12 protein-coding genes are annotated in these 16,134 nt (G+C 68.8%); 4 read left to right on the forward strand and 8 right to left on the reverse strand.

Going from position 1 to position 16,134, the window contains the following annotated elements:
- Nucleotides 1-20: 20 nt before the first annotated feature.
- From C457_RS09215 to C457_RS09225, 3 genes are all read right to left on the reverse strand, one after another.
- Nucleotides 21-395 carry a response regulator transcription factor gene (locus tag C457_RS09215; protein WP_008093966.1) on the reverse strand — a complete coding sequence of 125 codons (375 nt, stop codon included), beginning with the start codon at nt 393-395 and terminating at the stop codon, nt 21-23.
- Nucleotides 392-3,094, reverse strand: a complete 2,703-nt coding sequence (locus C457_RS09220; protein WP_008093967.1) for a PAS domain-containing protein — start codon at nt 3,092-3,094, stop codon at nt 392-394. Before C457_RS09220 ends, C457_RS09215 begins: the two co-directional genes overlap by 4 nt.
- Before the next feature lie 129 nt (nt 3,095-3,223).
- Nucleotides 3,224-4,840: a long-chain-fatty-acid--CoA ligase gene (locus C457_RS09225; RefSeq protein ID WP_008093968.1), complete on the reverse strand. Its 1,617-nt coding sequence runs from the start codon at nt 4,838-4,840 to the stop codon at nt 3,224-3,226.
- Between the two features lie 195 nt (nt 4,841-5,035).
- On the opposite strand from C457_RS09225, the gene C457_RS09230 reads away from it, so the two are divergent.
- The 3 genes from C457_RS09230 to C457_RS20620 all read left to right on the forward strand — a co-directional run bounded on the left by C457_RS09230 (nt 5,036) and on the right by C457_RS20620 (nt 7,813).
- A complete protein-coding gene (locus tag C457_RS09230; protein WP_008093970.1) occupies nt 5,036-6,601 on the forward strand; it encodes a cobyric acid synthase in 1,566 nt (521 codons plus the stop codon).
- Between the two features lie 144 nt (nt 6,602-6,745).
- Complete coding sequence (locus C457_RS09235; protein WP_008093971.1) at nt 6,746-7,402, forward strand: lactate utilization protein; 657 nt, start codon at nt 6,746-6,748, stop codon at nt 7,400-7,402.
- Between the two features lie 267 nt (nt 7,403-7,669).
- Nucleotides 7,670-7,813, forward strand: a complete 144-nt coding sequence (locus tag C457_RS20620) for an HVO_A0556 family zinc finger protein (protein WP_007276288.1) — start codon at nt 7,670-7,672, stop codon at nt 7,811-7,813.
- Between the two features lie 82 nt (nt 7,814-7,895).
- Here the strand turns inward: C457_RS20620 and C457_RS09240 are convergent, their stop codons facing one another.
- The gene (locus tag C457_RS09240; RefSeq protein WP_008093976.1) at nt 7,896-9,152 is read right to left on the reverse strand and encodes an ABC transporter substrate-binding protein; all 1,257 of its coding nucleotides are present in this window, start codon (nt 9,150-9,152) and stop codon (nt 7,896-7,898) included.
- A 94-nt stretch (nt 9,153-9,246) separates the two neighbouring features.
- Between C457_RS09240 and C457_RS09245 the strand changes: the two genes are divergently transcribed.
- A complete protein-coding gene (locus tag C457_RS09245; protein WP_083864268.1) occupies nt 9,247-10,476 on the forward strand; it encodes an ABC transporter substrate-binding protein in 1,230 nt (409 codons plus the stop codon).
- 30 nt (nt 10,477-10,506) lie between these two features.
- Here the strand turns inward: C457_RS09245 and hutH are convergent, their stop codons facing one another.
- Genes hutH through hutU form a run of 4 tightly spaced genes read right to left on the reverse strand, consistent with a single transcriptional unit; the run spans nt 10,507 to nt 16,081 of the window.
- The gene (hutH, locus tag C457_RS09250; protein WP_008093978.1) at nt 10,507-12,093 is read right to left on the reverse strand and encodes a histidine ammonia-lyase; all 1,587 of its coding nucleotides are present in this window, start codon (nt 12,091-12,093) and stop codon (nt 10,507-10,509) included.
- Nucleotides 12,086-13,324 carry an imidazolonepropionase gene (gene hutI, locus C457_RS09255; RefSeq protein ID WP_008093979.1) on the reverse strand — a complete coding sequence of 413 codons (1,239 nt, stop codon included), beginning with the start codon at nt 13,322-13,324 and terminating at the stop codon, nt 12,086-12,088. The genes hutH and hutI overlap by 8 nt, the downstream gene beginning before the upstream one ends.
- Nucleotides 13,317-14,267 (reverse strand): formimidoylglutamase, encoded by a 951-nt coding sequence (gene hutG, locus C457_RS09260; RefSeq protein ID WP_008093980.1) that lies wholly within the window; start codon nt 14,265-14,267, stop codon nt 13,317-13,319. The genes hutI and hutG overlap by 8 nt, the downstream gene beginning before the upstream one ends.
- Nucleotides 14,264-16,081, reverse strand: coding sequence for a urocanate hydratase (gene hutU / locus C457_RS09265; RefSeq protein WP_008093981.1), 1,818 nt, complete (start codon nt 16,079-16,081; stop codon nt 14,264-14,266). The genes hutG and hutU overlap by 4 nt, the downstream gene beginning before the upstream one ends.
- Between the last annotated feature and the right edge of the window lie 53 nt (nt 16,082-16,134).

The following is a 16,134-nucleotide window of genomic DNA, read 5'->3' on the forward strand; positions in this document are numbered from 1 at the left end:
GTTACGAGTGTGTAGTCGGCTCATGAGAGGATTCGTTCGACGCGGGCGCGCAGTTCGAACGGTCTGAAGGGCTTGGTCACGAAGTCGGTAGCATCGAGGTCGAGCGCCCGGAGCACGTCGGCCTCGCGCCCGCGGGAGGTGAGAACGACGACAGGGAGCGACGCGAGGTCGTCGTCGTCCGCCCCGCGAAGTCGTTCGAGCGTCCCGAACCCGTCGAGTTCGGGCATCATCACGTCGAAGATGGCGAGGGCGGGGTCCGGCGCGTCGTCGTCGGTCAGATACGCCCACGCGGCCTCGCCGTCCTCGACGGGCACCACGTCGTACGCCGAGAGCGTCTCGACTATCATCTGTCGCATCGGTTCGTCGTCTTCGGCAATGAGTATCGTGTGCGTCATTCGTCTGGTTCCTCGGAATCAGTCGCCGTCGACCGCCCCGACGGCGTCACGAACTCGAACCGCGCACCACCCTCGACCGACTCGGCGAGCGAGACAGACCAACCGTGCGCATCGGCGATGTCGCGGACGATGGCGAGGCCGTAGCCGGTGCCCCGCGGCGTCGTGGTGTAGCCGTGGTCGAAAACGCGTTCGCGGATTTCTTCGGGGATTCCGCCGCCGTTGTCCTCGACGTAGAACCCGATTCGGTCGTCGAGCGCGCCGACGCGGACGGCAAGCGGGTCGTCCGGCGGTTCGGCGTGTTCGACGGCGTCGTCGGATGGAATCCGACTGCCTGTAGAACCATGTTCGACAGCGTCGCCGGGAGAATCCCGGCGGTCTGTCGAGCCGTGCTCGACAGCATTCCGAAAGAGGTTCTCGAAGAGCCTGAGCAGGCGGCCGTCGTCGCCCTCGACGACGAACAGTTCCCCGCGGACGAGCGTCGCGTCGCCGGTGTCGACGAAGCGCCACGCGTGGTCGACGACGCGGGCGAGGTCGACGGATTTGGCGTCGACCACGGGCGTCCGCTGGCGAGCGAGGTCGAGCACCTCCTCGACCAGTTCGGACATCCGCTCGACCGCGTTGGCGGCGCGTTCGAGGTGCGCCCGCTCGCCCGACTCAATCCCGAGGTCGAGGTAGCCGGTGGCGACCGCGAGCGGGTTTCGGAGGTCGTGGGCGACGATAGAGACGAAATCGTCGAGTCGCTCGTTGGCCGCGGCGAGGTCCGCCTCGCGGTTGCGGAGTTCCTGTTCGCGGACCGTTCCCGAGAGCGCGGTGGCGACCGTCGAGCCGAAGAGTTCGAACAGGTCCACGTCCACGTCGAGGAACGCGTCGGCGTCGGTCGAGACGACGAGGAGACCGTGGCTCCCGAGCGGGACGCGGAGGGCAGACGCCGCGTCCGACTCGGGGGGAAGGAGTCGGTCATCGACGGCAGCGGAGTCGACTCGGGTGACCGCGTCCGACTCGGAGCCGCCCGGGACGGTCTCGGTTCGAACCGCCGACTCGAACCCGTCGCCTGTCGAAGCGGCCGGCGACAGTCCCTCGCCGTCGTCGGCGAGCCAGATGGCTGCCTCGGCGTCGGGGACGAGTTCGGGGACGGCCTCGACCGCCAGCGCCGCGACCTCCTCGACGCTCTCGGTGAGAATGAGGTCCCTCGTGACCGCCTGTAGCAACCGGAGACCGTCCTCCAACCGCGCGCGGTCGGTGACGTCGATGGCGACGCCGAGGAGCTTCGACACCTCGCCGTCGTCGTCGAAGACGGGGCGGTACCACACGTCGTAGACCGCGCCGTGGTACTCTATTCGCGTGTCGACCGCCTCGCCCGACAGCCCGCGGGCGATGGCGTCGGTGGCCGCGGGCGTGTCGTCGTACAGTTCGAAGGCGGACCGGCCGACCACCTCGCCGGGGTCGCGGCCGAGCGACTCCAGACCGGCCCCTTCGGACATGGTGAACACGCCCTCGGAGTCGAACGCCGAGAGGATGACCGGCAGGTTCTGCAACAGCGTCTCGAGGCGCTGGTTGGTCGATTCGAGGGCATGGAGGTAGCGCTTCCGCGTCGTCACGTCGCGGAAGTAGACCGACAGTCCCGACGGCGAGGGGTACGCCCGGACCTCGAACCAGCTGTCGTGCTGCTCGGCGTAGGTCTCGAACGTCACCGGCTCTTGGGTCCGCATCGCCTCGTGGTAGTTGTCGTACAGTTCGGTGTCGACGACCGACGGGTACATGTCCCAGATGCGCTCGCCGAGTTCGGGCTCGCGAATCTCGCTGAAGATGGTCTTCGCGCGGTCGTTGAAGTAGACGAAGCGCCAGTCGGTGTCGAGGGCGAAGAAGGCGTCCGTCATGCGTTCGAGCAGTTCGCCCCGCTGGGTGGTGGCGACCTCGCGGTCGGTCACGTCTCGCGGGATGCCGACGACGCCGGTCACCTTCTCGCCATCGGCGGCGGGGGAGAGCTGGAGTTCGAACAGCCGCGGGTCGCCCTCGGCGTCGACGAACCGAACGTCGAGGCGTTCGGTGGTGCCCTCCGAGAGAACCCGCGAGACGGCGTCGCGGTACCGCTCGTACTCGCCCGCGGGAAACAGGCCGGCGTCGACGAGCGATTCGAACTGCTCGCCGCGGAGCGTCTCGGAGGCTCGCCCCGTTATCTCCTCGATTATGGGGTTCACGTACTCGACGCGACTTCGGTCGTCGAGGACGAACGCGCCGTCTTCCATCGCCTCGACGATGACGCGGTGGCTCCGAGTGCCGGGGCGGGAATCGCCGGTGTCCGGATCCACGAGCGACCGAACCGACGCGACGAGTTCCGCGTGGGAGTCGTCGACGTCGTCGCGGATCAGGTAGTCGTCGACGCCGAGCGAGACGGCGCGAGCGGCGAACGCTTCGTCGCCCGCGGCGGCGTAGACGACGACCGGAAACTCGGCGTGAGAGCCGTCGCGGGAGACGAGCGCATCCAGTTCGAGTCCGTCGGGGAGGTCGGCGGCGGCGACGAGACAGGAGACGGGGCGGTCGTCGAGCGCCGACCGCACGGCGTCGACGCTCTCGGCGCGCGTGACCGGGCGCTCGAAGGCGTCCCGGAGCGCCGAGACGACCGCACCGGAGGCAGCGCCGTCAGCCGTGACGTAGAGAATCGCGCCGGCGGAGGTGCCTCCCGAACTCGGAGAAGACATGTTAGATACGAGATACTCGGTGAGCCAATAATATCTTGCGGGCGAAGCGGCCGACTCACCGGGAGACGAGAGTCGAAGCGGGTCGCGCGGGCCGCCGAGTCAGGGGTCGCCGGGGCGTCGGGTCGCCGCCTACCCCTGTCCGACCATCCGCTCTTCGTCGTCCCACTCGCGCTTGCGGAGTTCGTACTTCTGAATCTTGCCGGTCGCCGTCTTGGGAATCTCCTCGACGAACTCGAACTCGCGGATGGCTTTGTAGCCGGCGAGGCGGTCGCGGGTGTACTCGGCCAACTCCTCGGCGGTGATGCCGGGGTTCTCCACGTCGCCGTTCGCGGGGACGACGAACGCCTTCGGCGTCTCGCCCCACTTCTCGGACGGCGCGGGGATGACCGCCACGTCGCCGACGGCGTCGTGGTCGAACAGCGTGTCCTCCAGTTCGACCGAGGAGATGTTCTCGCCGCCGGAGATGATGATGTCCTTCTTACGGTCCTGAATCGCTATCATGCCGTCTTCGTTGACGACCGCGAGGTCGCCGGTGTGATACCAGCCTTCGAGGCGGTCGTTGAAGGCGTCGTGGGTCTCGTCGGGCTTGTTCCAGTACTTCTCCATCACCTGATTGCCGCGGACGACCACCTCGCCGATGGTAGCGTCGTCGCGCGGGACCTGTTCGCCGTCCTCGTCGACGACGCGCAGGTCGGTCCCGAGCGGGGCGACGCCCTGCCGCTGTTTGAGCGAGAAGCGCAGGCCGCCCTCGTCGGGGATGAGGCGGTTCGCGTCCGAGGTGGCGATGAGCGGGCCGGTCTCGGTCGCGCCGTAGAGTTGGGTGAACTCCCAGTCGAACTCGGATTCGGTGTGGCGAATCGTCGCGCTCGGCGCGGCGCTGCCGGCGGCGGTCACGCGGACCGGGTTGTCGCCGGCGTACGCGGGGTCGTGTTCCTCGGCGTACTCCCGCAGAATCGACAGCACCGTCGGCGCGCAGCAGAAAAAGGACACGTCCTCGTCGCGGATGGCGTCGAACACCTGCTCGGCGTCGACCCCGCGGGTGCAGACGTGTTTCGCGCCGCGGCCGGTGACGGCGTAGATGTGGCCCCAGCCGTTGACGTGGAACATCGGGAGCGTCCAGAGGTAGACGTCGTCGTCCGAGATGTGGTGGTGAATCGTCACCAGTTGGGCGTGGAGCGACTCGGTGCGGTGGGTGCGGCAGACGCCCTTCGGGTCGCCGGTCGTGCCCGAGGTGTAGTTGATGGTGATGAGTTCGTCCTCGGACATCTCGGGGCGCTCGTAGTCGTCGGCGTCGGCCTCGTCGAGGAACGCCTCGAAGTCGAGCCAGTCGCCGTCGACGGCGGCGGGGTCGTTCGTCACGAACACCTCGGCGGGCACGTCGTCGCGGACGGCCTCTATTTTCCCCGCGTACTGGTAGTCGGCGTAGACCACGCTCGCGCCGGAGTCCGAAAGCAGGTACTCGTAGTCCTCGGTCGTGAGCCGGTAGTTCAACGGGACGTGGAGCGCGCCGCACTGCATCGCGCCGAAGGCCACCTCGAGGTGGCAGTGCGTGTTGGGGTCGAGCACCGCGATTCGGTCGCCCTTCTCGACGCCGCGGGATTGGAGCGCCGCCGAAAACCTGTCCACCCGCTCGCCGAACTCCGCGTAGGTGAAGCGCTCCCCGTCGACGCCGACGACAGCCTCGTAATCGCCGTAGTACGTCCGGGCCCGGTCGAGGAAGTCCGTCACGAGTAACTGTTTCTTCATTCATGATAGACCGAGCGGGCGAGCGAACTAAACGCACCACTTCCGGCAACATTTCACAGAATCGACGTGACCACCACAGTATGGCGGGGGACGTCGTCGGCGAGCGGTTTTGACCCTTCACTGGAGGAGGTTCGAACTTCCCTTCGCGCCGCCGAAACGAACACCTTTGAACCGCGCGGCCCTGACTCCCGGCAGATGACGACGCCGACCCTCCTCGTCGCGGGGACCGCGAGCCACGTGGGCAAGAGCACCGTCGCGGCCGGGCTCTGTCGCCTGTTCGCCGACCGCGGCCTCTCGGTCGCGCCGTTCAAGGCGCAGAACATGAGCAACAACGCCCGCGCGGTCGCGACCGCCGACGGCGACGACTTCGGCGAAATCGGCGTCTCGCAGTACGTGCAGGCCCGCGCCGCGCGGGTCGCGCCGACGACCGACCACAACCCGGTCCTGCTCAAGCCCCACGGTGACGGCACGTCGCAACTGGTGGTCCACGGCCGGGCAGTCGGCCTCAACGCCGCGGGCGACTACTACGCGACCCACTGGGAGGACGCCCGCAAGGCGGCGGTCGAATCGCATCGTCGGCTGGCGACCGAGGCGGACGTGGTCGTCGCCGAGGGGGCCGGCTCCATCGCCGAGATAAACCTCCACGACCGCGACTTGGCGAACATCGAGACCGCCCGCTTCGCCGACGCCGACATCCTCATCGCGGCCGACATCGAGCGCGGTGGGGTCTTCGCCAGCCTGCTGGGAACGCTCGAACTGCTCCCCGAGGACGTGCGCGAGCGGGTCGTCGGCGCGGTCATCACGAAGTTCCGCGGCGACCCGAGCCTCCTCGAACCGGGGCTCGACGAAATCGAGGAGCGGACCGGCGTGCCCGTCCTCGGTGTGCTTCCCTACGACGACCCCGGTCTCCCGGAGGAAGACAGCCTCGCGCTCCCCGCGGAAGGCGAGCGCGCCACCGTCGGCGACGACGACGGCGTCGCGGCCGAGCGCGCCGTCACAATCGGCGTGCCGCGACTCCCGCGCATCTCGAACGCCACGGACTTCGGCCCGCTGGCCGAGACGCCCGGCGTCCGGGTCGCCTACCTCCCGCTCGACGCGACGCTCGACGGCATCGACGGGGTGGTCCTCCCCGGCAGCAAGAACACGGTCGACGACCTGCTCGCGCTCCGTGACGCCGGCTTCGGCGACGAACTCGCCGCCTTCGACGGCCCGGTCGTCGGCATCTGCGGCGGCTACCAACTGCTCGGCGAGACCATCGAGAATGCCGACATCGAGGGCACGGGGGACGACGAGACGGTCGACGGGTTCGGCCTCCTGCCGATAGTCACACGCTTTTCCCGCGACAAGCGGGTCGAACCCGTCTCCGTCGAGTTCGACGGCGCGGGACCCTTGGCCGGCGCGGTGGGGACTATCGACGGCTACGAGATACACATGGGCGACAGCCGCATCGTCGGCGACGCGGCCCCGGTTTCGGGCGACGGCGCGGCGCTCGGACGGGTCGCGGGGACGTACATTCACGACCTATTCGCCAACGACTCGCCGCGAAACGCGTTCGTGGACGCCGTGTACGAGTCGGCCGGGCGCGACCGTCCGGCGACGAGCGCGGCGGGCGCGACAGGGGGAAAACGAGCGGAGACAGCGGGAACGCCCGAGGCCGACGCGGACGCCGGCGCGTCGGGCGACCCCTACGACCACGCCGCCGCGCTCGTCGCCGACAACCTCGACGTGGCGGCGCTCTGCGACGCGCTCGGACTGGAGTAGCGGAGTGACCGAAACCACGACCCGTCAGCGGGGGCGGTAACACGCCTGTAACCACCTTACACCGCCGTCAGCGAGCGTTTAACATCCGTTAGGCGCTACACTCGGGCGTCGGAGCATCCACCGACTCCACTACCACACTCACACATGTCTCAGCAGAAATCTGACTACGCAGACGACGCCGATATCGACGCCGAACTCGACCAACTCCCCGACGACGAGGTCGTCGAAGCGACCGTCGAGAACCTCGAAGCGAACGGGTTCGACGTCGTCGTCGTCGATACGGCCGACGAAGCGCTCGAAACCCTGCAGTCGCACATCCCCGCGGGCGTCTCCGTGATGAACGGCCACTCGACGACCCTCGAAGAAGTCGGGTTCGACGACTACCTGAGCGAGGGCGACCACGAGTGGGAGAGCCTGCCGGACCAGATTTGGAGCATCGACGACGACGCGGAGCGACAGGCCGCCCGCCGCGAGTCCCAGACGGCCGACTACTTCCTCGGCGGCATCAACGCCATCGCGCAGACGGGCGAACTCGTCGCCGCGGACCTCTCGGGCAGTCGCATCGGCGCGTACCCCTTCGCCGCCAGCAACGTCGTCATCGTCAGCGGCGTCAACAAAATCGTGCCGACGCTCGACGACGCGCTCGACCGCCTCGAATCCGTCGCGTACCCCCTCGAGAACGAGCGCGCGAAGGAGGCCTACGGCGTCGAGTCGATGATTGCGAAGCAACTTATCTTCCGGCAGGAAGTCGAAGAGGGCCGCACCACCGTCGTCCTCATCCGCGAGCAACTGGGCTACTAAGTCCGACTCGCCTTCCCCCTCGACGCGTTCCCCACGCTCCTCCGGGGAGCTTCCTGCGCCCGGACAATCCATCACCATCACCACCACCACCTCACCGGGCATCCCACCACCGTTCCTCCGGAACCCACGTTTTGCGGTCCCACGTCGTGAGCCGCGCCCCGTCGCCGACGAAACGACGGTTCGAACCGAACAGTTCTCGGGAGCGTCACGGACCGCGATATATCGAACCGGAGAAATGTTCTTACGACTGGAGCCGAATCGTCGGATATGCCCGAATCCGCGTACCTGCTCGATTCGTTCGACGAAGAGGACTGCACCTACTGCGACGGCGACCTCGTGACGGGGAGCTACAAAGACAACGACGCCATCGTCTGCGACGACTGCGGGACGCCGGCCGTCCAGCTCTGGTAAGCGCCTGAGCGAGCCGAGCGGGTCGAACGAGTCACCCGCCAGCGCCGGGTGGCGAGAGAAACGACCGGAAAAACCGGACGGCTCAGTTACCGGTGACGATGTCGGCGACGCGCTGCCTATCGAATAGCTGCTCTTCTTCGGGAATCTCGGGGTACGCACCACCGGTGTACTCCGGCCACGCGCCGAAGCGGTCGGGGGAGAGCTGCTTCGCGGTCATCTCGGTCTGGAACAAGTTCATAATCGGCCCCTGTACCGGCGTGCCCGAGGGGAAGACGCGGTCGTTCTGGACCGCGCTGAGTTCGCTCCCGACGGGGTGGTCTTCGAGGGTCTCGCGAGTCGACGCCACGTCGTAGTACGAGTCGATACCGTAGCTGTGGAGCAACACGTCGGGGTCGATTTCCAGCATCGTCTCGAAGTCGTAGGAGGTCTCGAACGTCACGTCGCCGGCGGCGAAGGCGTCGGTGACGCCGAGCGGACGGACGTGCGAGGTCGCGAAGCCGGGAACGTTGATTTTCGAGGGGTAGAATGTCTCGTCCATGTAGATGACGACGCCGACGGACGGGCGCTCCGACTCGGGCGGGAGGTCCGATTGAATCGTGTCGAGGAGGTCGCTGTGGACCGACTCGAGCGCCGCGTAGCGGTCTTCCTCTCGGAACACCTGCCCGACGTTCTCCACGATTTCCCAGAGCGTGTAGTACTGGTAGTCGGCGGCGTACGGCTCGGGCGGTTGGGCGTGCGTGCGGCTGTAGGCGTTGCCGAACCACGGGCCGACCTGCTCCCGAATCTCCTCGACGTCCGACTGGTCCCAGCCGTCGAAGCTAGTCACGAGCGCCGGGTCGACGAGGTGGAGGTCGGAGTCCAGTTCGTAGACGAGTTCCTTGTCGATGTTGACGCTCCCGGACCCGGAGTTGAGTTGCGCGAGCTCGCTCCGGTCGAACGAGACGCCGTCGAGGCGCTTGTAGTAGGCGTCGAGCGTCCGGCCGCCGGCGTCGCTGTCGAAGCCGAGAGAGTTCACCGCGTCGCCGTGGCCGAAGGCGACCGCCGCGTCGGCGTAAACGAGGTTGTACACCATCACGTCCGCCGGAACCGACTCGAACGTCACGTCGCCGGCGGGCGACATCGACACCGTGTACCCGGCCTGTTCGGCCTCGGTCTCTGCCTCGGTAGACGCTTCGGTCGTGGGTTCCGTCGCTGCGGCCGTCTCGGTCGCGTCCGTCGCTGATTCCGCGTCGTTCTGCCCGGCACAGCCGGCCAGCAAGCCGCCAGCGAGAAGCGCGCCGCCGCCCTTGAGGTACGCTCGGCGCGTGCGCGCCGCCCGGTCGACGAGGTCTTGGTCCATGGCTTTAGCCAATTCCAAACGGATAAATCCGTTTCGGAATTTCGGTCGGCCTAAATCGGTACGCCTATATGTATTAGGCGGGCCTAAAAATACGATGGCAGACAGCGACGGACCAACGCGCAGGAAGTTCTTGACCTACGGCGGTTCGGTCGCCGCCGGCGGACTGCTCGCCGGCTGTACCGGTTCGTCCGAGTCGGACGCGACCACGACCGGCGCGACCGCGACGGAGACCGCCGCGACCGAATCGACGGCGACCGAGTCGACCGCGGAATCGACGGACGAGGCCGACTCGTACACGGTGTCGATGGCCCCGATGGGCGAGGTGACGTTCGAGCGCGTTCCCGAGAGCATCTTCACGCGGCTGACCCACCACGCGGGGATGGCGTTCGCCCTCGGCCACGGCGACGCCGTCAACTCGATGCACGCTCCGGACTACTACGACGCGCTGTGGAACCAGTTCACGCCGCGGCTCCCCGGCGTCGAACTCGACTGGACCGGCCTGTACTCGTCGTGGGAGCCGTCGAAAGAGCGGCTCTACGAACTCGACAGCGACGTACACCTCGCAGACCCCGCCAGCGTCTCGGCGCTCGGCAGTTGGAGCCAGGACGACCTCGACGAAATCGAGGAGAACGTCAGTCCGTGGTTCGGCAACAGCTTCAGCGCGCGGCATCAAGCGCCGCCGACCGAGTGGACCGACGCCTACGAGTACTACGGCCTCTGGGAGATATTCGCCAAGGTCGCGCAGGTGCTACAGGAGGAAGCGAAGTACGAGGCGCTCACTACGGTCCGCGAGGAACTGCTCGCGGCGATTGCGGCGGACCTCCCGGCGGAAGAGGACCGCCCGACCGCCGTGCTCCTCGGCCCGAGCGACCTGGAGTCCATCTACGCCTACAACCTGAGCACGCCGGGCTTCCTGACCGCCCACACCCGCCCGCTGAAGCCGGTCAGCGCGTTCGGCGACGACGTCGATTCCGGCTCGACCGTCGACTTCGAGACGCTCCTCGAAGCCGACCCCGACGTGATTCTCACGCTCGGCGGGATGCACCCGAACACGAGCATGCCCGACATCCGGACGGGATTCCAGGACGACCCCGTCGGAGCCGAGATTTCGGCCGTGAAGAACGACCGCATCTACGCGCAGGGCGGCCGCTACCAGGGACCGATACTCAATCTGTTCCAGTTGGAGATGACCGCGAAACAGCTCTCCCCCGACCGCTTCGGCGCGTGGCCCCAGTACAGCGAGGGGCCGTACCCCGAGATTCCCGAGGAGGAACAGCTGTTCGACCGGCAGCGCGTCGCCGACATCATCAACGGGAACCTCTGAGCCGGCGACCGGCGGTACTGGCGCGCCCGCTCAGCCGGAGAGCCCGGCGTCCGCGATGGCCGCGCGAATCGCGCCGAACCGAACGAGGTCGGCCGCAGTCTCCAGTTCGCCGTCGAGCCGGCGGTCCTCGTCCAGCGGCGGAACCACGGACCGAATCGCGTCGCGGACGGCCCCAGTGCCGGTCCCGAGTTCGAGGCCCTCGTCGAGGAACTCGGCGGCTTGCGACCCACAGAGGAGTTCGACGCCGACGATGGTCGCGACGTTCTCGGCGACCGTGCGGGCGTTGAGGGCGCTCTGGCCGCTCATGCTCACGTGGTCTTCCTGCCCGCCGCTGACGGGCGTCGAGTCGATAGAGGGGCGACCGAGCGACCGACACTCGTTGAGGAGCGCCGCGGCGGTGTACTGCGCAATCATGTAGCCGGAGCGGAGCCCGCTGCGTTCGGTCAGGAACGGCGGGAGATACGACTCCTGTACGTCGGGGTTGAGCATCCGGTCGGTCCGGCGCTCGGAGATGGCCGCGAGTTCGGTCAGCGCGCCAGCGGCGTAGTCGAGGCGGAGCGCCAGCGGTTCGCCGTGGAAGTTGCCGGCGGAGACGACGGCGGCCACGTCGGTACCGGGCGCGCGCTCGTCCACCGCGCCCGCCGGGAAGACGAGCGGGTTGTCGGTGACGCTGTTGAGTTCGACTTCGACGGCCTCGCGGAGGTGTGAGACGGCGTCTCTGACCGCGCCGTGGACCTGCGGGAGACAGCGAATCGAGTAGGCGTCCTGCACGCGCTCGCAGTCCTTGTGCGATTCGAGGACGGTCGAGTCGGCGGTGAGGCGGCGAATCGCCGCCGCGCTCTCTTTCTGGCCGGGGTGGGGGCGAACCTCGTGGATGGCGGGGTCGCAGTTCGCCGTCGTCCCCATCGTCACCTCGGTCGCGAGCGCGCCCGCGGCGTCGGCGGCCTCGACGGTCCGCTCGGCGTCGACCACGAACAGCGCGGCGAGGCCGACCGTCAGTTGCGTCCCGTTGATGAGCGCGAGGCCCTCCTTGGAGGCGAGCGTCGCCGGCTCCAAGCCGACTGCTTGGAGGGCTTCGTCGCCCGGGCGTCGCTCGCCGTCGACGCGGGCTTCGCCCTCCCCGATGAGGACGAGCGCCATGTGCGCGAGGGGTGCGAGGTCGCCGCTCGCGCCGAGGCTCCCGCGGGAGCGGACGACCGGCTGGACGCCCTCGTTGAGCATCGAGACGAGCAGGTCGACCACCGAGGGTCGGATGCCCGAAAAGCCCTTGGCGAGCGTGTTGGCCCGACTGACCATCATCGACCTGACCTCCTCGCGGGTGAGTTCGCGTCCCGCGCCGGCGGCGTGGCTGCGGACGAGGTTCGTCTGGAGGCGCTCGATGTCCTCGCGGTCGATGTGAGTCTCCACGAGGTGGCCGAAGCCGGTGTTGACGCCGTAGACCGGCTCGCCGGAGTCGAGGACGGACTCGACGCGCTCGCGCGACTCGCGCATCCGCTCTCGCGACTCGGCGGCGAGTTCGACGGGTGCGTCGTGGCGTGAAACGGCGGCCACGTCCTCCGGCGTCAGCGACTCGCCGTCGAGGACGACCGAGTCGGGGAGGCCTGCGCGGTCACTCATGGGCGACCACCCCCGATTTCAGCACGGTCGAAACGGGGTTCGTGTCGAACCGGTACGAGAGGTGTGACGCGGTCGGCACGTCGAGCACGACGGCGTCGGCGGGAGCCCCGGTGCGGAGCGTGCCCGTGCCGTCGTCGCGGTCGAGCGCACCCGCGGCGGCGCTCGTGACGCCGCGGATGGCCTCGTGTGGAGTCATTCGCATTCCGACGCTGGCGAGCGTGGCGACGAATCCCATGCTTCGGGAGAAGCAGTTCGGATTGAAATCGGTGGCGAGCGCGACCTCGTGGCCCGCGTCGAGGAAGGCGCGGGCGTCGGCGTAGTCGGCACCGAGGCCGAACGCCGTGCCCGGGAGCATCACGGGCGCGACGCCGGCGTCGACCAGGGTCTCGCGGCCCCCGTCGTCGGTGTGGAGCAGGTGGTCCGCACTGGCCGCGCCGACCGCGGCCGCCACGTCGGTGCCGCCGATGGCGGCGAACTCGTCGGCGTGAATCTTCGGCGCGAGGCCGTGGTCGCGGCCCGCCTCCAGAATCCGACGGGACTGCTCGGCGGTGAACACGCCGCGCTCGCAGAACACGTCGCAGAACTCGGCGATGCCCTGTTCGGCGACCGCGGGGAGTTGGTCGGCGACGACCGACTCGGTGTACCCCTCGGCGTCCACGCCGCGCGGGACGGCGTGCGCGCCCATGAACGTCGGAATCACGTCCACCGGGTGGTCTGAACCGGCCGCGTCGATGGCCGAAAGCATCCGCAGTTCGGTCTCGGTGTCGAGGCCGTAGCCGCTCTTCACCTCGACCGTGGTCGTCCCGTGGACGAGCATCGCGTCGAGGTGCTCCGTGAGGTTCGCCGCCAACTCCTCGTCGGAGGCTTCTCGGACCGCGTCGACGGTGCGGAGGATGCCGCCGCCGTCGGCGAGAATCTCCTCGTAGGTCGCGCCGCGGAGCTTCGCCACGAACTCGTCGGAGCGGTCGCCGGCGAACAGCGCGTGGGTGTGGGGGTCGACGAAGCCCGGCAGGACCGTCTTGCCGGTCGCGTCGACGGCGGTGTCTGCGCCCGCGACGGGGTAGTCCGCGAGCACTTCGTCTGTCGGCCCGACGGCGACGACTTCGCCGTCGAGCGCGGCGAACGCGGCGTCTTCGAGAACGACGACGCCGGTTCCCTCGTCGGGGCCGACGACCAGTTCGGCCGCGTCGTGGACGACCGTGAGGCCGGCCGTGGAACCCGCGTCAGTCACGCGACGTCACCCCCGCAAGGAAGTGGGCGACTGCACGGGCGGCCGCGCCGACGGTTCGACCGTCCTCGTCGTCCAGCGGCGGCGCGCACTCCACGACCTCGAAGCCGACGACGCGGGGGTCGGCCGCGACGCGACGGAGCATCGAGAACAGTTCGCGGGTGGTGACGCCGCCGGGGGTCGGCGCGCTCGCGCCCGGCGCGGCCGTCTGGTCCAACACGTCCACGTCGAGGCTGACGAAGACGCGGTCGCAGGCGGCGACCGCGTCGAGGGCGAAGTCGGCCGTCTCGACGGGGCCGCGGCCGACCTCGTCGGCGGTGAGGATGGTGCCGCCGGACTCGCGCAGGAAGTCGGCGTAGGCGGTCGAGGTCTCGAAGTGCCGCGCGCCGACCACGGCGAGGCGGTCGAGTCCGGCGTCGAACAACTGCCGGTAGGGCGTCCCGCTCGTCGGGCCGTCGGCGGGCTCGCGGCAGTCGAGGTGGGCGTCGAAGCTCACGACCCCGACCGAGTCGTCACCGCCGAGAAGCGGCGTGACGTTCCCGACCGTCAGGGAGTTGTCGCCGCCGAGGAAGACCGGGAGCGCGCCGCGCTCGTAGACGGCCGCGGCCTCGTCGGCGACGATGGCCTGCACGTCCGCGACGTGGTTCTCGGGGTCGTCCGCGTCGTTGTACGCCTCGACCGGGAGGTCGCCGAGGTCGGCGACGCCGGCGACCGGCCCCTCGTCGAAGTGGTGGGTCTTGACGCCGGCGAGAGCGCGCCGAATCGCGGCGGGGCCCTCGCGGGCACCGCGCCGGCCGATGACGGCCCCGTCGTAGGGTTCGCCCACGAGGGCGGCGCGGAAGTCGCCCGCGTCCTCGATTTCGGTCGGACGAACGACGTGGCCGAACTGCTCGTCGTTCGGGTCCGACGACGTTCCCTCCCACGCGGGCGGGTCGGTGCGGCTCATTCGTCACCTCGGGCGGCGGATTCGCCGGTCTCGGTCGCGTGGCCGCCGTCTTCGGCCGCGCGGTCGGCGCGGTCGGCCGCGTCGTGGTCCCGCATCGGAATTCTGACGTTCGACCGAGTCGCCTCGTCCAGCGCGTCCTCGTAACCGGCGTCGGCGTGGCGGATGACGCCCATGCCGGGGTCGGTCGTGAAGACGGCGCGGGCCTTCTTCGCCGCGAGGTCCGAGCCGTCGAGAACGACGTGGTTGTTCGTGTGCAGCGAGTTGCCGATGCCGACGCCGCCGCCGTCGTGGACGCTCACGATGTCCGCGCCCGCGGCGGTGTTGAGAAGCGCGTTCAGGATGGGCCAGTCGGCGACCGCGTCGGTGCCATCGCGCATCGCCTCGGTCTCGCGGTACGGGCTGGCGACCGACCCGGCGTCGAGGTGGTCGCGGGTGACGACGACCGGCGCGGAGACCTCGCCCGAGGCGACGAGATCGTTGATTTTCAGCGCGAAACGAGCGCGCTCGGTGAGCCCCTCGTCGTCGGTGGTGTAGCCGAGCCAGCACACCCGCGAGGGGAGCCCCTGAAACGACACCTGCTCCTGTGCGAGGTCTATCCAGCGCATGAGCGACTCGTGTTCGGGGAAGAGCTCTCGAATCGCCTCGTCGGTGCGGTGGATGTCGGCGGGGTCGCCGGAGAGCGCGGCCCATCGGAACGGCCCGCGCCCGCGGCAGAACATCGGGCGGATGTACGCCGGGACGAAGCCGGGGAAGTCGAACGCGTGTTCCATCCCGCGGTGGTCCTGGACCTGCCCGCGGATGTTGTTGCCGTACTCGAAGGCGATTGCGCCCGCGTCCTGTAAATCGAGGATTGCCTGCACGTGGCGCTCCATCGTGTCGAGGCTCTCTTCGACGTACTTCTCGGGGTCGTCCTCGCGGAGTCGGTCGGCCTCCGCCGCGGTGTAGCCGCTCGGGTAGTAGCCTTCGAGTTCGTCGTGGGCGCTCGTCTGGTCCGTGACCACGTCCGGAATCTCGTCGCGCGCGAGCAGCTCTTCGAGCATGTCGGCGGCGTTCATCTCGACGCCCACGCTGTAAGGCTCGCCCGCCTCAATCGCGTCCTTGGCGTTTTCGAGCGCCTCGTCCAGCGAGTCGGCTGACTCCATCAGGTAGTCCGTCTCGACCCGGCGCTCGATGCGGTCGGCCTGCACCTCGGCGGCGATACAGACCCCGTGGTTCATCGTCACCGCGAGGGGCTGTGCGCCGCTCATGCCGCCGAGACCGCCGGTGACGACGAGTTTGCCCCGCAGGTCGTCGTCGTAGCGCTGTCGGGCGAGTTCGGCCAGCGTCTCGTAGGTGCCCTGAATGATGCCCTGCGTGCCGATGTACGCCCACGACCCGGCGGTCATCTGGCCGTACATGATTTTCCCCTCGGCCTCCAGTTCGTGGAAGTGCTCCCAGTCGTCCCAGCGGCCGACGAGGTTGGAGTTGGCGATGAGGACGCGCGGGGCGCGCTCGTGGGTCGGGAACTTCCCCACCGGCTTGCCCGACTGGACGAGGAGCGTCTCGTCGTCGTCGAGGTCGCGGAGTTCGGCGAGGATGGCGTCGTAGGCGTCCCACGAGCGGGCGGCGCGCCCGGTCCCGCCGTAGACGACGAGGTCCTCGGGGCGCTCCGCCACTTCGGGGTCGAGGTTGTTGTTGAGCATCCGGAGCGCCGCCTCCTGTCGCCACCCCTTGCACTCGATGTCCGTCCCGGTGGGCGCGCCCTGGTACGCGCGCCACTCGTCGCTCGGGTCGCCGAGTCGGTCCCGCCGTGCCGACGATTGCTGGTCGTGCATACACCGAACTTCGGGCGCGAGACGGGTAGCAATTCCCCCACCATGCGGTGCGT

The sequence above is a fragment of the Haloferax prahovense DSM 18310 genome, assembly GCF_000336815.1.
GTDB lineage: Archaea > Halobacteriota > Halobacteria > Halobacteriales > Haloferacaceae > Haloferax > Haloferax prahovense.